Genomic DNA, 20057 nt, shown 5'->3' on the forward strand with positions numbered 1-20057 from the left:
TGACTCTTGATGCCTGGGTCTTGATGCCTGAGTCTTCTCGCAGGCACGGGCAACAACGGCCGGGGCGGCCGCATCTCACCTGTGACAGCGCCCGATCCACCGACGGGCGGCGCGGAGCGACATCAGGGGGACGCATGAGACACGCTCGACCGACGATCCGCGCCACTCTCGCCGCATCCTCGGCAAGGGTCACCGCCCTGACCACCGTGCTGATCACCGCGCTGGCCGCCGCGCTGGCCGCCGGCCCCGCAGACGCCTCGGGACCCCTGCCGGAGCCGATCTGGCAGTCCTCCTGGGAGGCGCAGGGCGACCCCGACGAAGCGCGCGTCTACCTCATCGACTCGGTCCTCGACCCCGTCACCGGCGACGTCTTCGCCCTGGCCCGGCACAGCGAGGTCTCCGACCGGCTCCTCCTGCGCCGGGTCGACGGGGAGACCGGTGCCACCGAGTGGGAGCGACCCCAGGACGCCTCGGCGTATTCCCGGCTCACCCTGGACGCCGACGCCCGCCAGCTGCTGCTGTTCGAGCAGGTGTCCCTCGCCGGGAGGCCCCGGCTGCGCCTGCATGCCCTCGGGGTCGACGGCGAGCCCCGCTGGAGCCGTGATCTGGGCAGCTTCGGGTACGCGCAGGAGCAGGTGACGGACCCGGCGAGCGGGACCACCTGCACCGCCACCGTGACCGCGCGGCCGCGGACCTCCGGAAGCGGCAGCCGGCGCGGGCTGCGCTGGACGATCGGGTGCGTGGCGCGGGACGGCGAGGTCGTGGCGCTGCGGTCCCTCGACCGGTCCGGCAGCGCGGATCAGGACGAGCTGGGCCTGGCCGTCGACTCCCGGCGCGGCCGTTGGTACGCGGCGCTCAGTCGCGTCGTACCCGGACGGAGCAGCACGGTCGAGGTCCAAGCCCTCGACCAGCACGGGCGCACCCGGTGGCGGCGCACCCTGACGGAGGGTCCGCGCGAGTTCAGGGACTTCGGCGCCCTCACGGTCGACCCGAAACGCGGCCGCGTCCTGCTCGGTACGTCCACCTACGGCGGCGGCAAGGTGAGCCGGGGCGCTCTGACCGTGTGGGAGGGCAACGGGCGTCGCCACGCGCAGCGCACCTGGCACTCCCCGCGCGTCGGCACGATCTCCGACCTGGCGGTCTCCCAGGACGGGCGGCACTACGTCGTGGCGTCGCTGGGGACCACGCGAGGGGCCACCATCACCGCCCTCCGGCCCAGCCTCCGCCAGCGCTGGACCACGCGCCACACCCGGCAGCCCGTCGACCACCTCGACCTCGTCCTCGACGACGCGCAGCGCCGCATCCTGGTGGCCGGTGGCAGGCTGGCGGCCTACCGCTGGAACGGCTCGCCCACCTGGGCTGGCCGCCCGGTCCGTACCTACCTCCCGCTCCGCCTGCACCTCGACACCGAACGGCAACGCCTCGTGTCGGCGTGGCAGGAGGATTACTGGCCGGCGGCGCACCTGACCGCTTGGCAGCTGGAGTGACCAGAGCGGCCGTCTACGTCCCCCTGGCACCTCGCCTGACCTGACCAGAGCGGCGGTCTACGTCCGTCGGTGGTAGCGCAGGGACCCGTCGGGGTGCTGCGTGGTGGTGAACGCGGGGTCGTGGGCCCGTTGGTGGTGCCACGGACACAGGAACAGCAGGTCGTCCAGATCCGTACGGCCACCGTGGCCCCAGGGATCACGCCCATGATGGGCCTCGCACCACGTCGAGGGCACCGAGCACCCCTCCGCCCCGCAGACCCGCTGGGTCAACGTCTTCGCGGTCCGTTGCCCGTCGGTGAAGAACCTCGACGCCCGACCCTGGTCCAGCACCTGCGACTTCGCGCCCAGGACCACGGGGATGATCTGCGCCTGGCACGCCAACCGGCGCACCTGACCAGCCGACAACGTGGTGACGTCCTCGCCGTTGCTGAGGATCGACCCCGTGCCGAGCCCGCTGCGTAGGGCTTCCAGGCTCATCGTGACCAGCACCCGGGTCGCGGACCCACCGTGAGCCGGCACCCTCGCGGGGTCGGCGGCCTCGAGGAACGCGCAGAACGCCTGCCCGTGCAACCGCTCCTGCGGCAACCGCAACCCCGTCGTCGGGTCCCGGTGGTTGAACGAACCCAACCCGGTGGCGGCACCGGTGTCCTTGCCGTCGTCCTGCTTCGGCGAGGTCCACGCCTCCAGATACGTCTTCAACCTCGCAGCCACCTGGTCCGGGATCCTCGCCGCCACATCGGTGGCGCCGTCCCCACGCCGGCGGAACGTCAACCTCGTCGCGGCATTCGCCCGCCGCTCGGCCCGCTCCAGCACCTTGCGCTCGTGCTCCTCACACGTGGCCGGGGCGACCACCGCCAGGATCTTCGCGCCCAACGCCTCGAGCTGGGCGGGGGTGAACACGCCCGCACACTCCACCAGGTGCGCTTCGGCCCTCGCGAGCACATCGTCGGGGACCACCTCCCCGGGCAGCGGGTCGATCACCAACGCCTCCAGCGCCTTCACGATCACCCGCGCCTGGGGCAGGTTCACCGACCCGTCCTCCAAACCCGCGCCCACCCGCTGCCATCGCGAGTCCAACGCTTCGGCGAGCTTCTCCGCCGCCCGCGCCGACCCGTAACCACACCGGGTCCGGCCCGCCACCCAGGTCGCTGCCGACTTCGCCCCATCAGCTTGGGCCACCCCACCAGGGACACCCACGATGACGAGAACCCGCATCCGCAGCCGCTCCAACTGGTCGACCTGCCGTGAGAGCCCAAGCAGCACCTCTCGCTGCTCGGCCTCGGACAAGAACGCCGGGTCCGCGCCACGAGCCACGCCCAACAACTCGTCGATCCCCGCGACCGCACGTGCGATCGGATGACCTACACCCGCCTGCTCCCACATCCCCGAGACCCCCGTCCCCGACGCGCCGAAGGCCCCCGACAGGCCTCCCGACACACCCAAGTCAACCGGCCACCACCGACAAGACAGACCCCCAGAAGCACCCGTTCCCACACTGTGGACAAGTGTTCGAATATATGCCCGTCGACGCCCTCGTCACCTCCAACCTCCTGGAGACCCGCGAGGTCGACCGCACCGAGGACGCCACCCCACCCGGCCACGTCGCTTATTGACGCGCGGATCGACCGTCCCTCCTGGCACGATGCCCCGGTGAGCATCGAGGAAGCCAGGGCACCGAGGTCGTACGCCGTACGTCGAGCGACGGCGGAGGAGTGGCAGAACCTCCGGGACCTGAGGTTCGAGGCACTGCGCGACCCGGTGGCCCACCTGGCGTTCCTCGACCGGATCGAGGACGCACTCGAGCGGCCCGACAGCTTCTGGCGCGACCGCGCCCGGACGTCCGCCGAGGGCACCTCGGTGGCCACGTTCGTCGCCGCCGACGGGGACGGCGACCTCGCCGGGACCGTGACCGTCCTGGTCAACCAGCCCGGCGAGCCGGACTACGTCGGCGAGACCAGCTCCGAGATCCGCGCCGCGCTCGTCGGCGTCTTCGTCCGAGCCGAGCACCGCGGGATCGGCGTCATCCAGCAGCTCCTCGCGATGACCGAGGGCTGGCTGCAGGAGATCGGCGTCCACCGGGTGCGGCTGCACGTGCACGAGGAGAACCTGCGGGCCAAGCACGCGTACGCCCGCTACGGGTACGTCGACTCCGGCGCCCGGGTCGAGATCGCCGGCGAGCCGCACCTGGAGATGGTGCGCGAGCTTCGCGGCCGATAGACCGCGCGCTCGAGCCTCTACTGGTCCGCGACCGCCAGGTACCGCAGGTCCACGGTGAACCCGCCGACGTCGAAGGCGTCGTCGCCGCCGGTGGAGAACGTCCAGTAGGCGCCGGCGGGGACCCGGTCCCAGTCCCGGCCTCCGCCCTCCTGCCCCTGGCCGTAGTCCGGGCGCTCGACCCAGGCGGTCCGGGCACCCTTGACGGACGAGACCGCGCCCCGCCTGTCGCCTCCCGCTGTGAGGGTTCCGCGGTCGGCCGCGCGGCGGTCCGTCGGCTCGCCGGCGAAGGCGACGCGGAGGGCGGCGACGCCGCGGACGGCCCCGGGGACAGGGAGGAAGTGGGCGGACATGGCCAGGTCGCTGGTCCGCCAGGTCTCGGTGGCGGGGCAGTCTCCGGCTCGGTGGGTCAGGCCACCCAGCAGCCGGCTGCTCTGCGTCACGGAGCCGCAGAGGTAGAAGTCCCACGGGTCCTTGGCGTCGCTCCAGGCGTCGAGCTCGATCTGCGTCGTGGACGGGAGCAGCTGCTGAGTCTCCTTGCGCCACTCCAGCCGGTCCTTCGAGACCCACAGGGGCAGCGGCTTGCTGTTCCCCGTGTTGCCCGCCCGATCGGCTCCCGAGACGTAGGCGAGGTAGCGACCGGGCGGCAGCGGGCGGCCCTGCCCGTCACGGGCGTCCCAGGTCAGCTGCCGTTGCCAAGGTTCCCGGCTCCCGCGGGGCAGCGACGCCACGACCCGGCGTACGACGACCCGGCCGGCTGCGCTGCGCACGACGAAGTGGCCGCGCTGCACCTCCCCGCTGGCCACGCTGACCTGGAGCCCGACGCTGTCCCTGACCGCCCGGGAGCGGGGGTAGACCTTCGTCACCGCGCGCCGGTGCTGGCCGTAGCGCTCGATCACCGAGGTGCTCGGCTGGAACTTCAGGTCCACGGTGGCCCAGCCCTCGGCCGAGCCTTGTGCGGTCCGCAGCCGGATCGTGTAGTTCGCGTGCGGGACGACGCGGCCTTGCGGGTTGCGGCCGTCCCAGGTCCAGGTGTGCCGACCCGCGGCCTTCCACCCGAGGGAGACGGTGAACGGCTGGAAGTCCGACACCGACGACACGCGGAATTCGACCGGTCCGCTCCGCGGAAGTGAGTAACGGACCGTCAGCCGGTCCCGCACCCCGTCGCCGTTCGGCGAGAACGTGGACGGCGATGCGTCGAGGATGCGCGGCTTGCCGTCGCCTGCCGCGGCGGCCGGAGCCCCGCCCAGCAGCAAGGTCGCCAACATCGCCAGGACCGTCGGGACCGCCAGTCGCACTCCCCCATGTGTGCTCATCCGCCGGAGACTAGTGCAGGACGACGGTGTTCTGTTTCGGGATGCGCAGGGCGGTCGCCACCGGCATGATGCCCTGGGACCTGGCCGTCCGGCCGCCGTCCTCGCGCACCCACAGGAGCCCCCATGACCGAGCGCCCGCCGTTGCTGCTCCTGCACGGGGTGATGATGTCCGCGAACGTGTGGTCCGCGGTCGTCCCGCTGCTCTCCGACCGGTACGACGTGCTGGCGCCCACCGCCGCCGGTCACCGGGGCGGACCCGCGCTGACGGGGCGGGCGAGCGTCGCGGTGCTGACCGACCACACCGAGCGGTACCTGGACGAGCTGGGGCTCGACACCGTGCACGTGGCCGGCAACAGCCTGGGTGGCTGGATGGCCGTCGAGCTCGCCCGCCGTGGTCGGGCCCGGTCGGTCTGCGGGCTCTCCCCCGCGGGCTTCTGGACGCCGGGCTCCCCGGACCAGACGCGGTCGCGGTCCCGGCTCCGGTTCGTGCGCAACCTGACCAGGGCGAGCGCCCCGGTGATGCCGGTGGCCATGCGCTCCGCGACGGTCCGGCGGCTCAGCATGCGTGACATCGCGGCGCACGGCGACCGGCTCACGCCCCAGGCCGCCACCACGGCTGCGACCGACCTGCTGCACTGCACCGCCGGCCTCGAGCTGCTCGCCACCACCGAGTCGGTCGCACCGCTGGACCCGCTGCCGTGCCCGGTCACCTTCGCCTGGCCCGAGCTCGACCGGATCTTCCCGCAGCAGGTCAACGGCACCACCGCTCAGCAGTTGGTCCCCGGGGCGAAGCACATCGTGCTCCCGGGCACCGGGCACGTCCCGATGATCGACGATCCCGCACTGTGCGCGCGAGTGATCGCGGAGTCCGCAGTCTGAGGTCGGCCGGCGCCGAAGTCCCCTACTCTTCGGCCATGGAAGCCACCCTGTTCTTCCCCCTGCTGGCTCTGCTGGTCCTCTTCTCCCTCTTCTGGGTGATCAGGATGGCGGTGCGGTACGGCGTGAACGACGCGTTGCGGATGAACCGTGCGTGGCTGGGCAGGCACGACGACCGGGCACCTCGATGAGCGGTCACGAGCAGCACTTCGAGCACGCACAGGGACTAGGCGCGGGGTTGGTCCGCTGCGACGTGTGCCAGGGAGTGGTCTCCGAGCGGGCTGCCGTCTGCCCACACTGCGGGGACCCCCGGAGGTATGGGTGGTCGCCGTCTCTCCTGCCTGGGCCACGGACCCCGTCCGAACGCCTCCTGGTCGTCGTGCTGGCCTTTCCCCTCACGATGCTCGCGATGTATCTGTTCCCGGGATACGCGCCGATCATCGCCCTGCTCGCCGCCGCACTGGTGCTGTGGCTGTTGATCCGCCGCCGGAGCGGCCCGCCGGCGACAAGCCCGCCGGACTCCCGCGGGACCTAGCCCGCGCCACCCCGGCGTACCACCAGCCGCTCAGCGTCGGCTGTCACCACCCGCAGCTCGCGCGGCACGCCCTGGGCGGCGCCTGCGCTGAGCCGGACCGTGTCGCCGTCCACCGCCCAGGTGCCGGTCGCCTCCTCAGGGGCATCGGCAGCTCCGAGCCCGGACTCGGCGAAGGTGCCGTCGGGGCGCAGCTCGAAGGCCATCCGCCCGCGCGCGGGCGGCAGCGGGGTGCCCGCGGGGCGGAACACCATCTGGTCGTCGGTGTCCTCCTCGTGGACGTGCACCCACCGGCCGCTCACCTGGTCGCGTTCCACCCGGCCAGCCTTCCACGGAGCCGGCGTCCGCGGGCCGCGGCACGGTGTCGGGTCATCAGAGCGCCTTCGGCGTCGCGAAGGACTTGCGCGGCCCGGCCAGGCAGGCGTTCATCCGGTTCACCTGGCCGGCGGTGAACATGAACATCGCTGCGTCGTCGACGTAGTCCATGTAGTTCATGAACATCCCGCCGTGCGGCCCGTTCTGGCACGAGATCACCGGGAACCTCGGCGTGCCGTAGTTGGGCCCCTCGCAGTTGGGGGTGTCCGGCACCCGGTCGCCGCCGCCGCAGTCGAGGGTGTCGCCCCAGATGTGGCGCAGGTTGAGCCAGTGCCCCACCTCGTGGGTCAGGGTGCGTCCCTTGTTGAACGGGGCCGCGGCCGTCCCCTTCGTCCCGAACGCGGTGTTGAGGACGACGACCCCGTCGGTCGACTTCGGGCCTCCGGGGAACTGCGCGTAGCCGAGCAGGCCGCCGCCGAGCGAGCAGACCCAGATGTTGAGGTAGGCGTCGGAGGGCCAGGCTGTCGACCCGCCCTTGCTGTCCCGCTTCACCTCGTCGCCGGGACCGAACGACCCACGGTCGGTCTGCACCCGGACGATGCCGTCCGTGGGTCTGCCCTGCGGGTCCTCGGTCGCGAGCCGGAACTCGATCTTGGCGTCGGCGACCAGCCCCTTCCACGGGGCCGGCACCTTCTTCGTCTCGGGATTGGTCGCTCGGTAGTCCCGGTTGAGCACGGCGAGCTGGCTCTGCACCTGGGCGTCGCTGATGTTCTCCCCCGGCTTCTTGTGCACCACGTGCACAACCGTGGGGATGGTGACGAGCCGGCGGGCGACGCGCTCCGCCACGCCCGAGCTGACCGCGCGGGCCGTGAACTCCTCGGCACGGCGCTGGTTGGTCCGGAACGACGGCTGCTCCTCGAGCAGCCGCTCGTACTCCTCCATCGCGGCGCACTGACGACGTCTGGGAGCCATCTGGCCTCCCTCCGGAGTGGGCTTCGCCGACCGCCGCACCCGCCGGATGCCGGCCTCCTTCTCGAGGTTCCTCGCGTCCCGGCGTACCTGTCAAGGAGCCGCTTGACCGGCTCCTGCGCGTCGGCTGAGCGATCCGGCCCCCGTCCTCATGCCACTTCCAACGTATAGCGGCGACGGGGGCTTGCGGCAAGCCCCCTGACCCGCGCCAGACTCGCGGCCCAGGTGCGACACGGGTGCACGACACGGTGCATGACATGGGGGCGGGGAGATGCGCGAGCAGACGGAGACGGACGAGCACGAGGTGACCATCGTCGGGGCGGGACCGACGGGGCTGATGATGGCCGGCGAGCTGGCCCTGGCCGGGATCGAGGTCACGGTGCTGGAGCGGCGACCGACCACCGACCTGGTCGGCACCCGGGCCCGCGGCTTCCACTCCCGCACGCTGGAGATCCTCGACCAGCGCGGACTGGCCGAGCGGTTCCTGGCCGAGGGGACGCCGGTGCAGGCGCTCAGCTTCGGCAGCACGCCCCTGGACCTGACCGGCTTCCCCACCCGGCACCCCTACACGCTGGGGCTGACCCAGGCGCCGATCGAGCGGATCCTGCTGGGCTGGGTCGAGGAGCTCGGGGTGCGCGTGCGGCGCGGAGTCGAGGTGACGGGCTTCGCCCAGGACGACGAGAGCGTCACCGTCCACCTCGCCGACGGCGGGTCCTGGCGTACGGCCTACCTGGTCGGGGCCGACGGCGGGCGCAGCGTCGTACGCCGGGCGGCCGGCATCGTGCGGCAGGGGCCACCGCCGACCCGGAGCCACCTGCTCGCCGAGGTCGAGACGACCCGGGAGCCACCGTGGGGGCTGCGGACCGACGAGCTCGGGATCCACGCGCTCAGCCCGGCGCCCGGCGGGGTGAGCGTGCTGGTCACCGAGCCGCGGCTCGGGCCCGCCACCGACCCGACGCTGTCGGACCTCGCGGTCGCGCTGACAGCGGTCTACGGCACCGACTTCGGGGTGCACGGGCCGCGCTGGATCACCCGGTTCACCGACACCACCGGCCAGGCCACCGCCTACCGGGCCGGCCGGGTGCTGATCGCCGGGGACGCCGCGCACGTGCACCCGCCCACCGGCGGCCAGGGCATCGGGCTGGGCGTCGAGGATGCGGTCAACCTCGGCTGGAAGCTGGCTCAGGTGGTGCGGGGCGCCTCCCCGGAGACCCTCCTCGACAGCTACCAGGCCGAGCGGCACCCGGCGACCCGGCGGGTGCTGGCCTCCGTGCTCACCCAGGCGATGCTCCAGCGCGGAGACGCCCGCACCCTCGCCCTGGGCGAGACGCTGGCCGAGCTGACCGCCGGAGAGCAGGCGCGGCGCGGGCTCGCCGGCCTGCTCTCCGGGCTCGACGTCCGGCTCGACGTCCGGCTCGATGCCGGGCCAGAGGCAGGCCCCGAGGCAGGACCCGAACGGAGCGACGACATCCACCCGCTGCTCGGGCGTCGGGTCCCCGACCTGGACCTGGAGACCGGCCCGGAGAGCGACGGGGACGGACCCGGCGCGACCCGGGTGCACGCCCTGCTGCGCACCGGCCGGTGGCTGCTGCTCGACCTCGGGGAACCGGGGACCCTCGACGTCACCGGCTGGGAGGACCGGGTGGAGCACGTGCCGGCACGGCTGGCCCCGGCCGGTCCTGGCTGTCCCGAACCCTGGCAGCTCCCGGTGGTCGGCCCGGTCCCCGCACCCGCGGCGGTCCTGGTCCGGCCGGACGGGCACGTCGCCTGGGTCGGCGACGGCACCGATGCGGGGCTGCACGAGACGCTGTCGGCCTGGTGCGGGGCCTCGGCGCAGGTCAGCCGCTGAGGCGACTCAGAGGTCGACCTCCTCGTTCTCCGCGTCCAACGTGTCACCGGTGGCCTTCGCCTTGACGAACGAGATCAGGGTGGCGACCCGGCCGCCCGGCGCCGCCCAGTACTCCGCGGAGACGCCGCGGACCTTCAGCACCCGCAGCTGCGGGTCGTCCGGCCCCTCGGGGAACCAGGCCTCCGACGCGGCGGACCAGAACTCCTGGATCCGCTCCCGGTCGTAGACCACCTCGGCGTGCCCGGCGATCGAGAGCCAGGAGCTGCTCTCGGAGAACGCCACGTTGACCTCGGGGCGGACCTTGATGTCGGTCGCCTGCTCCGCGTCGTCGGCCACCAGGAACCAGATCACCGCGTCGTCGTCGACCAGCTGCGGGGTCATCGGCCGGGAGTGCAGCTCGCCGGCGGCGCTGATGCTGGTCACCATCGCGAACCTGGCGTCGCGGGCGATCTGCAGGACGCGCTCGCGGTCGGGTGTCTCGTGCTGGCTCATGGAGGGCTCCTCGGGTCGGGTGCTCGGTGGTCGGTGGTCGGTGGTGCCGGAAGGTGGTTCGGCGTGCTCGACGTGGCGGATTGGGTACGGCGACCCCGCAGAGCCACCGTCCGCCGTCCGTACCCGCAGCACCCCCAGGGGATGAGTTGACCGAGTTCACCGCCCGCAAGCAGTCCGAGGCCGTCCTCGACCACGAGCGCAAGCGCGTGTGGGACGTGCTCGTCGACCCCGACCTGGTCGCCGCGATGACGCCGATGGTCTCCCGGATCGACGCCGACGGCCCGCGGTGGCGCTGGACGCTGCGCCGGATCCCGCTGCTCGGCAGCCACGTCGACCTGGAGTTCACCGAGGCGATGACCTTCACCCCCGAGCAGACGATCACCTTCCACCACGACCCCCAGGACGAGGAGCGGGCCGGGGTCGAGGGCCGCTACGACCTGGCCGACGTGCCCGGTGGCACCCATGTCGCCATCGACCTGGCGATCACGGTCGACCTGCCGCTCCCCCGGCTCTCCCGTCCGGTGGTGCAGGCCGCCATGCACGGGGTGCTGGAGGTGATGGGGGCCGGGTTCGCCCGCGCCCTCGAGCGCCGGCTGGCCACCGGGTGAGGGCTAGGTTCTGCTCATGACCGCACCCTGGCTCGACCGCACCGCCATCGACTTCATGCTCGACGACTGCGAGACCTGGGCGGTCGTGGGTCTCTCCGACAACCCCGCGCGCACGGCGTACTCGATCGCGGCGCTGCTCCAGCAGCGCGGCAAGCGGATCGTCCCGGTCCACCCGGACGCGCCTACCGTGCTCGGCGAGCAGGGCTACGCCTCGCTGGCCGACATCCCGTTCCCGGTCGACGTGGTCGACGTGTTCCGCCGCTCGGAGTCGGCCGGCCAGTTCGCCGACGAGGCGGTGGCGATCGGCGCCCGGGCTGTCTGGTTCCAGCTCGGCGTGGTCGACGAGGAGGCGTTCAAGCGGACCGTCAAGGCGGGTCTGCCGATGGTGATGGACACCTGCCCGGCGATCGAGTGGCGCAACCGGCGATGAGCGACCGGCGGTGAACCGGCGACGGGTGCTCGCGAGCGTCCTGGTCGCCGGCGTGGTGGTCGCGCTCGCCGGCTGGGCGGTGGCCCCCAGGGCACAGCAGTGGTGGAAGCTCAGCCGCAGCTACGCACCGGACTCGCCGCTCAGCGACCAGTGCGGGGACGCGCCGAGCAGCGCGCGTCGCGTCGTGCTCACCGCCGACGACGAGACCCGCCTCGGCGCCGCCGAGATCGGACCGGCCGACGCGGGGACGGGTGTGGTGCTGCGGTACGGCGCGTCCCAGACACTGTGCGACTGGCTGCCCTGGGCCGAGGAGGTGGCTGCGGCGACCGGGGTCCGGGTCCTGGTCTTCGACCGACGCGGCCGCGGAGCGAGCCCCGCCGAGGAGTCCCTGACCGAGGAGCCCGCCGACACCGTGGCCGCGGTGCGCCACCTGCGCGGCAGCGGCGCCCAGGAGGTGGCGCTCGTCGGCTCCTCGATGGGCAACTCGGTGACCCTCTCCGCCCTCCCCCTGCTCGGGCGCGACGAGGCCCCCTGCGCCCTGGTGGCGATCTCCCCGGTGCTCACCTCCGCCGACGAGCGGGGCCGGCTCGACGGCAGCGCCGCCGACCCGCTGCCGGCGGCGACCTGGGTCACCTGGGAGACGCAGGGAGCAGGGGTCTCCGCCTCCGCAGAGCTGCTGGCGGCCCGTGCCCTCGAGCAGGGCAGCGCGCTGCGCGAGCTGGGTGTGGACAGCGCCGACCACAGTCGGCAGCTGGTCGCCAACCACCCGGAGGCGGCGGAGCTCGTCATCGACGCGGTCGCGTCCTGTTCCTGACCCGGCCGTGACTCAGCGGCGGAAGGGCAGCACGCGGTCCAGTCGCGCGTGGGCCAGCGCGGCCCGCGCGGCGTTGTTGCCGCAGGCCCCGTGCACCCCGCCGCCCGGGTGGGCAGACGCCGAGGCCAGGTAGAGCCCGCGCACCGGCGTCTCCGCACGCCCCAGTCCCGGCACGGGACGAAAGACCAGCTGCTGGTGCAGCTGCGCTGTGCCGCCGCCGAGAGCCCCACCGATCAGGTTGGCGTCGCGGGCCTCGAACTCGTGCGGCCCGAGCACCCGGCGGGCGACCACGCGGTCCCCGAACCCGGGGGCGATCCGCTCCATCTCGGCCTGCATCCGGTCGGCGAACCGCTCGTTCTCGTCGTGGTCCCAGCGCCCGGTGATCGCCGCGGAGCCGGACTCCCCCGCGTCGGAGGTCACCTGCTGCGGCACGTGCGTGTAGGCCCAGAACGACTCCGTGCCGGCCGGCGAGCGGGACGGGTCGGTGGTGGTCATCTGGCCGGTCAGCATGAACGGCCGGGCCGGTACCGCCCCGGAGTGCACCTGGGTCAGCGCGCGGGTCATCTCCTCCACCGAGTCCGCCACGTGCACGGTGCCGGGGGCGTGCTCGGGCTCGACCCGCCAGGGCACGGGCCTGGACAGCGCCCAGTCGACCTTCACCGTCCCCGGGTCCATCTGGAACGCCCGCATCCGTCGGTGCAGCCGCTCCGGCAGGTGCTCGGGCGCGACCAGACCGCCGTACAGGTGGGGGGCGGCGACGTCGGCCAGCACCGCGGGCGCGTCGTACCGGGTGCCGTCCGCGGTCTCCACGCCGGTGGTCCTGCCGTCGGAGACCAGGATCCGCCGGACCTCCGCCGAGGTACGCAGCCGGCCGCCCTTCGCGGTGAACCGGGACAACAGCGCCCCGGCCAGCTCGCCGGCTCCGCCCTCGGGCACCGGGAAGCCGACGGTCTGGCCCATCATCGACATCATCAGGGCCATCAGCCCCGAACCCGGCGCGTCCAGCGGGATGTCGGAGTGCCCGCCGTTGCCGGCGAGCAGCACCTGCGCACCTGAGCCGGCGAACCGCTCCCGGGACAGGTCGAGCGCGGGGGTGAGCAGCGTCCGGACGAGCTCCAGCCCGCCGGCTCGCGGCAACCGGGCCAGCAGGCCCACCCCGGCCTTGACCGGGGGGAACGGAGAGAGCAGCCCGCCGACGACCTGGTCGCCCACGAGGTCCCACTCCTCGCACAGCCGCAGCCACGCCTGGCCGTCGCCGGGGGCGAAGGCCTCCAGGCTGGCGGCGGTGACGTCACGGTCGCGGTGCAGCAGCGCCCACCGGTCATCGACGAAGTGGCCCAGGACGGCGGGGGCGTGCCGCCACACCAGTCCGTGCTCCTCCAGGCCGAAGGAGCGGATCGTCGGGGAGACCCCGGCCAGCGGGTAGAACGAGCTGAACGTGTCGTGCACGTAGTCCTCGTGCACGTCGCGGTCGCTGCGCACGGCGCCGCCGACGGTCTCCTGGGCCTCCAGGAGCAGCACCCGCCACCCCGCGTCGACCAACCGGTTGGCGGCCACGAGGCCGTTGGGGCCTGCGCCGACGACCACGGCGTCCCAGGCGCGCTCGGAGGGCTCCTGGGTGGTCGGCCGGGACGTCGCCGGCTGGGTGGAGGTCATGCGTCGAGGCTACTGGCGGCGCTCGGCCAGGTAGGCCAGTCGGCGCAGCGACTCGGTGTTGCGCCAGGCCAGCATCGGGTGCCGCACCGGCGGCGGGATCAGCAGCGCAGGGCCGCGGCGCGCGTCCTCGCGCATCACCACCTCGGTGGCCTCCCCGGTGTCGGAGACGATCGGGCGCAGCTCGATCTCGACCCTGGCCTCCCCGGTGGGCCAGGCGCGGGCCTGGAGCACCAGCCGCTTGCCCTCCTCCACCTCGAGCACCTCGGTGTTGTCGTCGATCAGCAGCGGCCAGCTGCCCACCGAGTGGTGCAGGCGGGAGCCGACCGCCGGGAAGTCGTCGTCGACCTCGCGCATCCGGGAGGCGCCGACCACCCACAGGGGGTAGAGCCATCCGTCGGTGAGCACCGTCCACACGTCCTGGGCCGAGGCGTGGACCGTCCTGGAGTTCTCGCTCATCGCCCGCTCCTGCTTCCTCGTGGCGTCGGTCAGCGGGAGGACTCGTTGGAGTCCTCGGGGATCCCGTGCCGGGGTGGCGCGTCGGGACCGGCGGTGCCCTCGTCGGGCCGGTCGTCCCCCGCCGAGTGGTCCGGCGAGCCGGCGGTCGCGTCACCGGGAACGATCTCCTCCCCCGCGCCGCCACCCTCCATCGAGGCCACCTCGGAGACCTGGCCCTCGGACTGCTCCGGGGACCGGTCCTGGCTGTCGTCGGTCGGGGTCTTGTCGTCGTTGGCGTCCATGGCGGCTCCGTACCCCACCCGCCCCCCGGGCCATGCGGCCACGACGGAGGCGGTTCCACGGGCGAGCGCGCCCACCCCCGTCTCCAGCGGACCTCGGCGACCCAGCGCCACCAGGCCTGCGCCACCCGCGGCGAGGACCAGCACGTGCCAGCGGAAGCTCTCCGGGGTCTCCGCGGGCGGCAGCAGGGCGGAGTTCATCGCGACGTGCAGCGCGTAGAAGGTCAGCGTCGCCGTCCCGGCACCGAAGACGACGGCCACGGCGTACCGGGCGACCGCGGGCAGCAGCCCCACCACCAGCAGCGCAACCCCGATCACCAGCCACGCGCTGCCCACGGTGTGTGCCAGGTCGAACGGCGTCGCGCTGTGCGGCGCCCGCACCAACAGCCACTCCCAGGCCCCGGTGGGGGTGGTGCCGAACATGCCGCCCGCCGGCTGGTCGAGCAGGTCCGCGCCCGGCACGGGCGGCGCCAGCCACGACGGCCAGTCGGCGACCAGCGCCGCGACCACGTCGGCCCGCCGAGTCAGCGCGTCGGAGACCGCCACCGCGGCCCCCGCGAGCAGTCCCCCGGTGACCGCGACCGCGGCGGCCACCCGCCGGCTGCCCAGGTCCATCCGGCCCAGTGCCATCCCGGCCAGCAGGTAGGCGACCCACGGCAGCACCGGGTAGTAGCCGGTGACCAGCAGCTCGGAGAGCAGGGGCCCGGGGTCGGCGAGGGAGGCGAAGGACGGGCTCTCCCAGCCGCGGGCGGGCAGCTCGGCGCGGAGCAGGTGGGCGAGCACCGGGGCGACCACCAGCCAGCCGGCCGCCCAGCCCAGCAGCGCCCGCGCGCCCAGGCCGAGGAACGGCAGCGCGCAGACGAAGAGCACCCCGTAGTAGACGAGGATGATCGCGATCCCGGCGTCCAGCTCGCCGAGCACCAGCCCCACGCCGGCGACCAGCCCGGCCCGGACCACCAGCCCCGTCGAGGCGGCCGCGCGGGAGCGACCCCGCAGCGGCACCCGCCGTCCGGTGGTCAGGGCGATGCTCAGCCCGGCGAGCACCGCGAAGAGCGCCGAGGCGCGGCCGCCGGCCAGCGACTGGGCGAGGGTCAGCTCGCCGTCCAGGGTGCGCGGGTCGAGCACGTGGGTGGCCACCATGCCCAGCAGGGCCAGGCAACGGGCGACGTCGATCGCGACCAGGCGCGAGGGGGCCGGGCCGGCCGACGACGCGGGACCGGCCTCCACCGGCTCAGAACCCGACGCGCGGCTTGCCGCTCCGGGCGGCGTCGTGCACGGCCTTGCCGCGCTCCATCGCCTCCTCGCGCAGGCTCGCCTGGAAGGCGACCATCCGCTCCCGCAGCGCCGGGTCGGAGGCGGCCAGGATCCGGACGGCGAGGAGTCCGGCGTTGCGGGCGTTGCCGACCGCCACCGTCGCCACCGGCACCCCGGCCGGCATCTGCACGATCGAGAGCAGCGAGTCCATCCCGTCCAGGTGCCGCAGCGGCACCGGCACGCCCACCACCGGCAGCGGGGTCAGGGAGGCGAGCATGCCGGGCAGGTGGGCGGCACCGCCGGCCCCGGCGATGATCACCGAGAGACCGCGGTCGACCGCGGTGCGCCCGTAGGCGACCATCTCCTCCGGCATCCGGTGCGCGGAGACGACCTCCACCTCGCGGGCCACGTCGAACTCGTCGAGGGCGAGCGCGGCGGCCTCCATCACCGGCCAGTCCGACGCCGACCCCATGACGATGCCGACCTTGCCGGTCGCCGTCCCGGTGCTCCCGGTGTCCTCAGCGCCCGCGCTCTGCTGCTCGCTCATCGCGACCTCACTCACTCTCGTCTCCCAGCTCTCCAGCGAACCACGCGGCTGCGTGCCGCGCACGCTCGAGGCAGTCCTCGAGGTCGTCTCCGAAGGCGTTCACGTGGCCCACCTTGCGGCCCGGCCGCCAGTCCTTGCCGTAGAGGTGGACCCGCAGGTGCGGGTCCCGGGCCATCGCGTGCCGCAGCCCGTCGTACAGCCGCCCGGCGTCGCGGTCGCCGCCGAGGATGTTGACCATCACCGTCCACCGCGCACGGGGCGCCGGAGAGCCCAGCGGCAGGTCCATCACCGCACGCAGGTGGTTCTCGAACTGCGACGTGACGGCGCCGTCCTGGGTCCAGTGACCGGTGTTGTGCGGGCGCATCGCCAGCTCGTTGACCAGGATCCGCCCGTCGGTGGTCTCGAAGAGCTCGACCGCGAGGATGCCGGTGACGCCGAGCGCGCCCGCGACCGTGAGCGCGATCCGCTGGGCCTCACCGGCCAGCTCAGGGTCCAGGTCGGGGGCCGGAGCCACGACCTCCTTGCAGATCCCGTCGACCTGGGTGGAGGCCACCACCGGGTACGCCGCCGCCTGGCCGCTCGGCGAACGCGCCACCAGCGCCGAGAGCTCGCGGCGGAAGTCGACCAGCTCCTCGGCCAGCACCCGGACACCGCTGGCCTGCGCGGTCTCGAACGCCGCGGCGACGCCCTCGGCGTCGCGCACCACCCAGACGCCCTTGCCGTCGTAGCCGCCGCGGGTGGTCTTGAGCACGCACGGGAAGCCGAACGCCTCCACCTCGGCGGGCGAGGAGACCAGCGCGTGGCGGGGGCTGGGGATGCCCAGCTCGTCGAGCCGCGCCCGCATCACCGCCTTGTCCTGGGCGTGCACCAGCGCGTCCGGGCCGGGCCGGACGGCGATCCCGTCGGCCTCCAGCGCGTGCAGGTGCTCGGTGGGCACGTGCTCGTGGTCGAAGGTGACGACCTCGCAACCGGCGGTCACCGCCCGCAGCGCCTCGAGGTCGCGGTAGTCCCCGACCTGCTGGTCGACGATCACCTGGGCGGCGGAGACACCCTCGGCCTCGGCAAGCAGCCGCAGCGGCAGGCCCAGGGCGATCGCCGGCTGGGCCATCATCCGGGCCAGCTGGCCACCGCCGATGACGGCGAGGGTCGGGGCGAGCGGGGTCGGCACGGGCAGAACCCTAGCCCGAGGCGCTGGCACCCTCCGCGTGCACGTCCGCGGCGGTCGTCTCGAACCGCAGGCCCCGGCCACGGACCGTGGTGATCAGGGTCGGCCGGCGGGTGTCCTCCCCCAGCTTGCGCCGGACCCAGCCCAGGTGCACGTCGATGGTCTTGGACGAGGTGTAGAACGCGGTGCCCCAGACCTGGTGCATCAGCTCCTGCCGGGTCACCAGCTCGCCGGCCCGTGAGATCAGCGCATGCAGCAGCGCGAACTCCATCCGGGAGAGGGTGACCTCGCGCCCCGCACGCCAGACTCGTCGCTCGACCGGATCGACCAGTACGTCCTGCGCCTCGATCACCCCCCGACCGTAAAAAATCCCCGGCGCTCGCGCCCCCGGAACGGCTCAGGTCGGCCCCTGTGGTCTGGACCAGCAGCCCTCCGGAGCAGCGTGCCTCAGCGGCGACGCACGGCGAGCGGCTCGACCACGCCGAAGCCGCGGACCGGGCGCGCCGGCAGCCGGCGCGTCTCGAACTGCGACTCGGGCAGCAGCTCGGCGGTGGCGGCGTCGACGATGATCCGGTTGCGCCGGGCCACCGCGGTCATCCGGGAGGCCAGGTTGACCGGGGGCCCGAACACGTCGCCCATCCGGGTCACCACCGACCCCGACGCCAGCCCGAGCCGCACGTCGGGCATCCGCGGGTCGCGACCGATCACCTGGATGATCCCCTCGGCGATCTCGAAGGCGCGCTCGGCGCTGTCGGAGGTGAAGAGCACCGAGTCGCCGATCGACTTGATCACCCGCCCACCCAGCCGGGAGACGACGTCGTGGCAGCGGGCCTCGAAGATCTCCACCAGGTCGCCGATCCGGGACTGGGTCAGCTTGTTGGACAGTGCGGTGAAGTGCACGATGTCGGCGAAGCCGACGGTCACGTACGTGGTGTGCAGGTCCTCCTCGCCCGCGCCCAGTGCCTCCATCCGGGTCACCGCGGCGGCCAGATGACGCCGCCAGGCGTAGATGATCAGCTCCTCGAACGTGGGGTTGAGCTCGTCGACCAACCGCAGCGCGGAGCCGATCCGGCTGCCCGTGGCGTCCTCGCCGGCCTCCAGCTCCTCCACCCGGCCGGCCAGGGTGGCGACCTCCCAGTCGGCCAGCTTGGACATCGTCTGCCCCAGGGCCCGCGTCAGCGCGACTGCCATGTCGAAGCCCAGGGTGCCGCTGTCGACGGTGGAGAAGAGCCGGGAGACCGCCTCGACGTCCGACTCGTTGAAGATCGCGTCGCCGGCCACCTCGGGGAAGCCGAGCGCCCGCCACAGGCGGCGTACCTGTTCGATGCTCACGCCCGACTGGGCGGCGACCTCGACGGCCGTGAGCTCCGGCGCCTGGCCCAGGATGGACTCCTCGAGCTGCCCCCGCGGGGGACGATGGTCGTTGGTCATCTCAGGCACCGTCGTCGACTCGGCTGGAGAGGCGGTGCAGCTCCTCGGCGACCAGGAGCTGCGACTTCTCGACCTGCGGGATGTCGTGCACCCGCACCTGCCCGCCGGCGCTGGCGTCGCTAACGATCAAGGTGCCGCAGCCGAAGATCCGGTCGATCACCCCGATCTCGAAGTCGACGCCGCTGATCCGGTTGAGCGGGATGGTCCGCCCCTCCTTGGCCACGATGCCGCTGCGGGAGATGAACCGGCGGTTGGTGAAGGTGTAGGTGGTGGTCAGCCAGCGCAGCAGCGGCAGCAGGGTGAACCAGCCGACCAGCAGCACCGCGGCGACCCCGGCGACGAGTCCCAGCACCGTGGCGACGTCGCCACTCAGCTCCCCGTCGAGCCAGCGGCCTCCCCAGACCGCGGCGGCGACCACGACCACCAGCACCAGCACGGGCCCGATCAGGGCCTTGGGGTGGGTGCGGGTGGAGACGACGACGTGCTCACCCTCGTTGAGGAGCCGTGCGGGAAAGGACATGGGGTGAATCATGTCACCCTGTCGGCCGCACGTGGACGATGTCACCCGCACTCACCGTGAGTGTCCCCTGGCCGGTGCTGAGCACCAGCGCTCCCGAGGCGTCCAGGTCGAGCGCCTCGCCCCGCACCACCTCCCCACCGGGCAGGTGGACGTCGACCTGGCGGCCCAGGGTGGAGCAGACGTCGGCGTACGCCGGCCGCAGGGCGGAGGGCTGCGCGAGCAGCGGCTCCAGCGCGTGCAGCGACCCGAGCACCTGGATCAGCAGGTCGGTCCGGTCGAAGGTCTCCCCCAGCTCGACCCGCAGCGAGGTGGCCGCGGCGATCGGCAGCTCCTCGGGCTCCTGGTTGACGTTGATCCCGACCCCGACGACCGCGGCCGGGCCGGCCGGCGTCTCGATCCGCTCGACCAGGATGCCGGCAATCTTGCGGTCCTCCACGAGCACGTCGTTGGGCCACTTGAGCGAGACCTCCGGCACCCGGTCGGCCAGCGCGGACTGCACGGCGTACCCGGTGAGCAGGGGCAGCCACGGCCAGGCCTGCGGCGGCGCGTCGGGACGCAGCAGCACCGAGAAGGTCAGCGCCACCCGGGCGGGGGTCTCCCAGACGCGGTCGAGCCGGCCGCGGCCCGCGGTCTGGTGCTCGGTGACCACCACCAGTCCGGCGGGCTCGCCGGCGCGGGCTCGCTCGGCCACCAGCGCGTTGGTGGAACCGGTCGCCTCGACCACCTCGACCCGCAACGGGGCGGGGACGTCGGCGAGACGGATCGGATCGAGGGCTGGGCGAGGTGCGGGGGCGTCGGGCATGAGGACTACATTGACCCACGATCGCGCGACAGCACACCCCGACCAG

At 73.4% G+C, this 20057-nt stretch carries 23 protein-coding genes; 9 read left to right on the forward strand and 14 right to left on the reverse strand.

The window, feature by feature from the left end:
- Positions 1–134: 134 nt before the first annotated feature.
- Positions 135–1487 (forward strand): hypothetical protein, encoded by a 1353-nt coding sequence (locus tag H8838_RS14195; protein WP_185995673.1) that lies wholly within the window; start codon positions 135–137, stop codon positions 1485–1487.
- 57 nt (positions 1488–1544) lie between these two features.
- On the opposite strand, the gene H8838_RS14200 is transcribed toward H8838_RS14195, so the two are convergent.
- Entirely contained in the window at positions 1545–2870 is a 1326-nt protein-coding gene (locus H8838_RS14200) for an HNH endonuclease signature motif containing protein (protein ID WP_317983762.1), read from the reverse strand.
- Positions 2871–3137: 267 nt separating this feature from the next.
- On the opposite strand from H8838_RS14200, the gene H8838_RS14205 reads away from it, so the two are divergent.
- Positions 3138–3704: a GNAT family N-acetyltransferase gene (locus H8838_RS14205; protein ID WP_224766147.1), complete on the forward strand. Its 567-nt coding sequence runs from the start codon at positions 3138–3140 to the stop codon at positions 3702–3704.
- Positions 3705–3721: 17 nt separating this feature from the next.
- Here H8838_RS14205 and H8838_RS14210 read toward each other — a convergent pair whose 3' ends face one another.
- On the reverse strand, positions 3722–5017 hold the full coding sequence (locus H8838_RS14210) for a FlgD immunoglobulin-like domain containing protein (RefSeq protein ID WP_185995670.1): 1296 nt from the start codon (positions 5015–5017) through the stop codon (positions 3722–3724).
- Between the two features lie 123 nt (positions 5018–5140).
- On the opposite strand from H8838_RS14210, the gene H8838_RS14215 reads away from it, so the two are divergent.
- The 3 genes from H8838_RS14215 (at position 5141) to H8838_RS20220 (ending at position 6428) form a co-directional block, all read left to right on the forward strand.
- Entirely contained in the window at positions 5141–5896 is a 756-nt protein-coding gene (locus H8838_RS14215) for an alpha/beta fold hydrolase (RefSeq protein WP_185995669.1), read from the forward strand.
- A 35-nt stretch (positions 5897–5931) separates the two neighbouring features.
- Positions 5932–6084, forward strand: coding sequence for a hypothetical protein (locus tag H8838_RS14220; protein WP_185995668.1), 153 nt, complete (start codon positions 5932–5934; stop codon positions 6082–6084).
- A 218-nt stretch (positions 6085–6302) separates the two neighbouring features.
- On the forward strand, positions 6303–6428 hold the full coding sequence (locus H8838_RS20220) for a hypothetical protein (protein WP_263458195.1): 126 nt from the start codon (positions 6303–6305) through the stop codon (positions 6426–6428).
- On the opposite strand, the gene H8838_RS14225 is transcribed toward H8838_RS20220, so the two are convergent.
- Positions 6425–6742 (reverse strand): hypothetical protein, encoded by a 318-nt coding sequence (locus H8838_RS14225; RefSeq protein ID WP_185995667.1) that lies wholly within the window; start codon positions 6740–6742, stop codon positions 6425–6427. The genes H8838_RS20220 and H8838_RS14225 overlap by 4 nt on opposite strands.
- A gap of 55 nt (positions 6743–6797) precedes the next feature.
- Positions 6798–7712, reverse strand: a complete 915-nt coding sequence (locus H8838_RS14230) for a zinc metalloprotease (protein WP_224766148.1) — start codon at positions 7710–7712, stop codon at positions 6798–6800.
- Positions 7713–7980: 268 nt separating this feature from the next.
- Between H8838_RS14230 and H8838_RS14235 the strand changes: the two genes are divergently transcribed.
- Positions 7981–9558 carry an FAD-dependent monooxygenase gene (locus tag H8838_RS14235; protein ID WP_185995666.1) on the forward strand — a complete coding sequence of 526 codons (1578 nt, stop codon included), beginning with the start codon at positions 7981–7983 and terminating at the stop codon, positions 9556–9558.
- Positions 9559–9564: 6 nt separating this feature from the next.
- On the opposite strand, the gene H8838_RS14240 is transcribed toward H8838_RS14235, so the two are convergent.
- Positions 9565–10050 (reverse strand): pyridoxamine 5'-phosphate oxidase family protein, encoded by a 486-nt coding sequence (locus H8838_RS14240; RefSeq protein WP_185995665.1) that lies wholly within the window; start codon positions 10048–10050, stop codon positions 9565–9567.
- A 146-nt stretch (positions 10051–10196) separates the two neighbouring features.
- Here H8838_RS14240 and H8838_RS14245 point away from each other — a divergent pair, with 146 nt between their 5' ends.
- The 3 genes from H8838_RS14245 to H8838_RS14255 are packed head-to-tail and all read left to right on the forward strand — an operon-like array spanning position 10197 to position 11902.
- On the forward strand, positions 10197–10658 hold the full coding sequence (locus tag H8838_RS14245) for an SRPBCC family protein (protein ID WP_185995664.1): 462 nt from the start codon (positions 10197–10199) through the stop codon (positions 10656–10658).
- 16 nt (positions 10659–10674) lie between these two features.
- Positions 10675–11088, forward strand: a complete 414-nt coding sequence (locus tag H8838_RS14250) for a CoA-binding protein (RefSeq protein ID WP_185995663.1) — start codon at positions 10675–10677, stop codon at positions 11086–11088.
- A 10-nt stretch (positions 11089–11098) separates the two neighbouring features.
- Complete coding sequence (locus H8838_RS14255; protein WP_185995662.1) at positions 11099–11902, forward strand: alpha/beta hydrolase; 804 nt, start codon at positions 11099–11101, stop codon at positions 11900–11902.
- A 12-nt stretch (positions 11903–11914) separates the two neighbouring features.
- Here the strand turns inward: H8838_RS14255 and H8838_RS14260 are convergent, their stop codons facing one another.
- From H8838_RS14260 to H8838_RS14300, 9 genes are all read right to left on the reverse strand, one after another.
- Complete coding sequence (locus H8838_RS14260) at positions 11915–13558, reverse strand: phytoene desaturase family protein (RefSeq protein ID WP_185995661.1); 1644 nt, start codon at positions 13556–13558, stop codon at positions 11915–11917.
- A gap of 9 nt (positions 13559–13567) precedes the next feature.
- The gene (locus tag H8838_RS14265; RefSeq protein WP_185995660.1) at positions 13568–14014 is read right to left on the reverse strand and encodes an SRPBCC family protein; all 447 of its coding nucleotides are present in this window, start codon (positions 14012–14014) and stop codon (positions 13568–13570) included.
- Between the two features lie 29 nt (positions 14015–14043).
- A complete protein-coding gene (locus H8838_RS14270) occupies positions 14044–15519 on the reverse strand; it encodes a heparan-alpha-glucosaminide N-acetyltransferase domain-containing protein (protein ID WP_185995659.1) in 1476 nt (491 codons plus the stop codon).
- A gap of 4 nt (positions 15520–15523) precedes the next feature.
- On the reverse strand, positions 15524–16093 hold the full coding sequence (gene purE / locus H8838_RS14275) for a 5-(carboxyamino)imidazole ribonucleotide mutase (protein ID WP_185995877.1): 570 nt from the start codon (positions 16091–16093) through the stop codon (positions 15524–15526).
- 7 nt (positions 16094–16100) lie between these two features.
- Positions 16101–17261: a 5-(carboxyamino)imidazole ribonucleotide synthase gene (locus tag H8838_RS14280; RefSeq protein ID WP_224766149.1), complete on the reverse strand. Its 1161-nt coding sequence runs from the start codon at positions 17259–17261 to the stop codon at positions 16101–16103.
- A gap of 10 nt (positions 17262–17271) precedes the next feature.
- A complete protein-coding gene (locus H8838_RS14285) occupies positions 17272–17610 on the reverse strand; it encodes a winged helix-turn-helix domain-containing protein (protein WP_185995658.1) in 339 nt (112 codons plus the stop codon).
- A gap of 95 nt (positions 17611–17705) precedes the next feature.
- A complete protein-coding gene (locus H8838_RS14290) occupies positions 17706–18689 on the reverse strand; it encodes an adenylate/guanylate cyclase domain-containing protein (protein ID WP_181312239.1) in 984 nt (327 codons plus the stop codon).
- 1 nt (position 18690) lies between these two features.
- Positions 18691–19209, reverse strand: a complete 519-nt coding sequence (locus H8838_RS14295; protein ID WP_181312238.1) for a PH domain-containing protein — start codon at positions 19207–19209, stop codon at positions 18691–18693.
- Between the two features lie 13 nt (positions 19210–19222).
- Entirely contained in the window at positions 19223–20011 is a 789-nt protein-coding gene (locus H8838_RS14300; RefSeq protein WP_185995657.1) for a biotin--[acetyl-CoA-carboxylase] ligase, read from the reverse strand.
- Between the last annotated feature and the right edge of the window lie 46 nt (positions 20012–20057).

Origin of the sequence: Nocardioides campestrisoli (genome assembly GCF_013624435.2) — a bacterium.
GTDB classification, from domain to species: domain Bacteria; phylum Actinomycetota; class Actinomycetes; order Propionibacteriales; family Nocardioidaceae; genus Nocardioides; species Nocardioides campestrisoli.

Excerpts from the sequence above, each read along its gene's own strand:
- H8838_RS14195 (WP_185995673.1), top strand. The coding sequence starts at position 135 with ATGAGACACGCTCGACCGACGATCCGCGCCACTCTCGCCGCATCCTCG.
- H8838_RS14300 (WP_185995657.1), bottom strand. The coding sequence starts at position 20,011 with ATGCCCGACGCCCCCGCACCTCGCCCAGCCCTCGATCCGATCCGTCTC.
- H8838_RS14200 (WP_317983762.1), bottom strand. The coding sequence starts at position 2,870 with ATGTGGGAGCAGGCGGGTGTAGGTCATCCGATCGCACGTGCGGTCGCG.
- H8838_RS14265 (WP_185995660.1), bottom strand. The coding sequence starts at position 14,014 with ATGAGCGAGAACTCCAGGACGGTCCACGCCTCGGCCCAGGACGTGTGG.
- H8838_RS14210 (WP_185995670.1), bottom strand. The coding sequence starts at position 5,017 with ATGAGCACACATGGGGGAGTGCGACTGGCGGTCCCGACGGTCCTGGCG.
- H8838_RS14240 (WP_185995665.1), bottom strand. The coding sequence starts at position 10,050 with ATGAGCCAGCACGAGACACCCGACCGCGAGCGCGTCCTGCAGATCGCC.
- H8838_RS14260 (WP_185995661.1), bottom strand. The coding sequence starts at position 13,558 with ATGACCTCCACCCAGCCGGCGACGTCCCGGCCGACCACCCAGGAGCCC.
- H8838_RS14295 (WP_181312238.1), bottom strand. The coding sequence starts at position 19,209 with ATGTCCTTTCCCGCACGGCTCCTCAACGAGGGTGAGCACGTCGTCGTC.
- H8838_RS14220 (WP_185995668.1), top strand. The coding sequence starts at position 5,932 with ATGGAAGCCACCCTGTTCTTCCCCCTGCTGGCTCTGCTGGTCCTCTTC.
- H8838_RS14230 (WP_224766148.1), bottom strand. The coding sequence starts at position 7,712 with ATGGCTCCCAGACGTCGTCAGTGCGCCGCGATGGAGGAGTACGAGCGG.
- H8838_RS14215 (WP_185995669.1), top strand. The coding sequence starts at position 5,141 with ATGACCGAGCGCCCGCCGTTGCTGCTCCTGCACGGGGTGATGATGTCC.
- H8838_RS14290 (WP_181312239.1), bottom strand. The coding sequence starts at position 18,689 with ATGACCAACGACCATCGTCCCCCGCGGGGGCAGCTCGAGGAGTCCATC.
- purE (WP_185995877.1), bottom strand. The coding sequence starts at position 16,093 with ATGAGCGAGCAGCAGAGCGCGGGCGCTGAGGACACCGGGAGCACCGGG.
- H8838_RS20220 (WP_263458195.1), top strand. The coding sequence starts at position 6,303 with ATGTATCTGTTCCCGGGATACGCGCCGATCATCGCCCTGCTCGCCGCC.
- H8838_RS14250 (WP_185995663.1), top strand. The coding sequence starts at position 10,675 with ATGACCGCACCCTGGCTCGACCGCACCGCCATCGACTTCATGCTCGAC.
- H8838_RS14235 (WP_185995666.1), top strand. The coding sequence starts at position 7,981 with ATGCGCGAGCAGACGGAGACGGACGAGCACGAGGTGACCATCGTCGGG.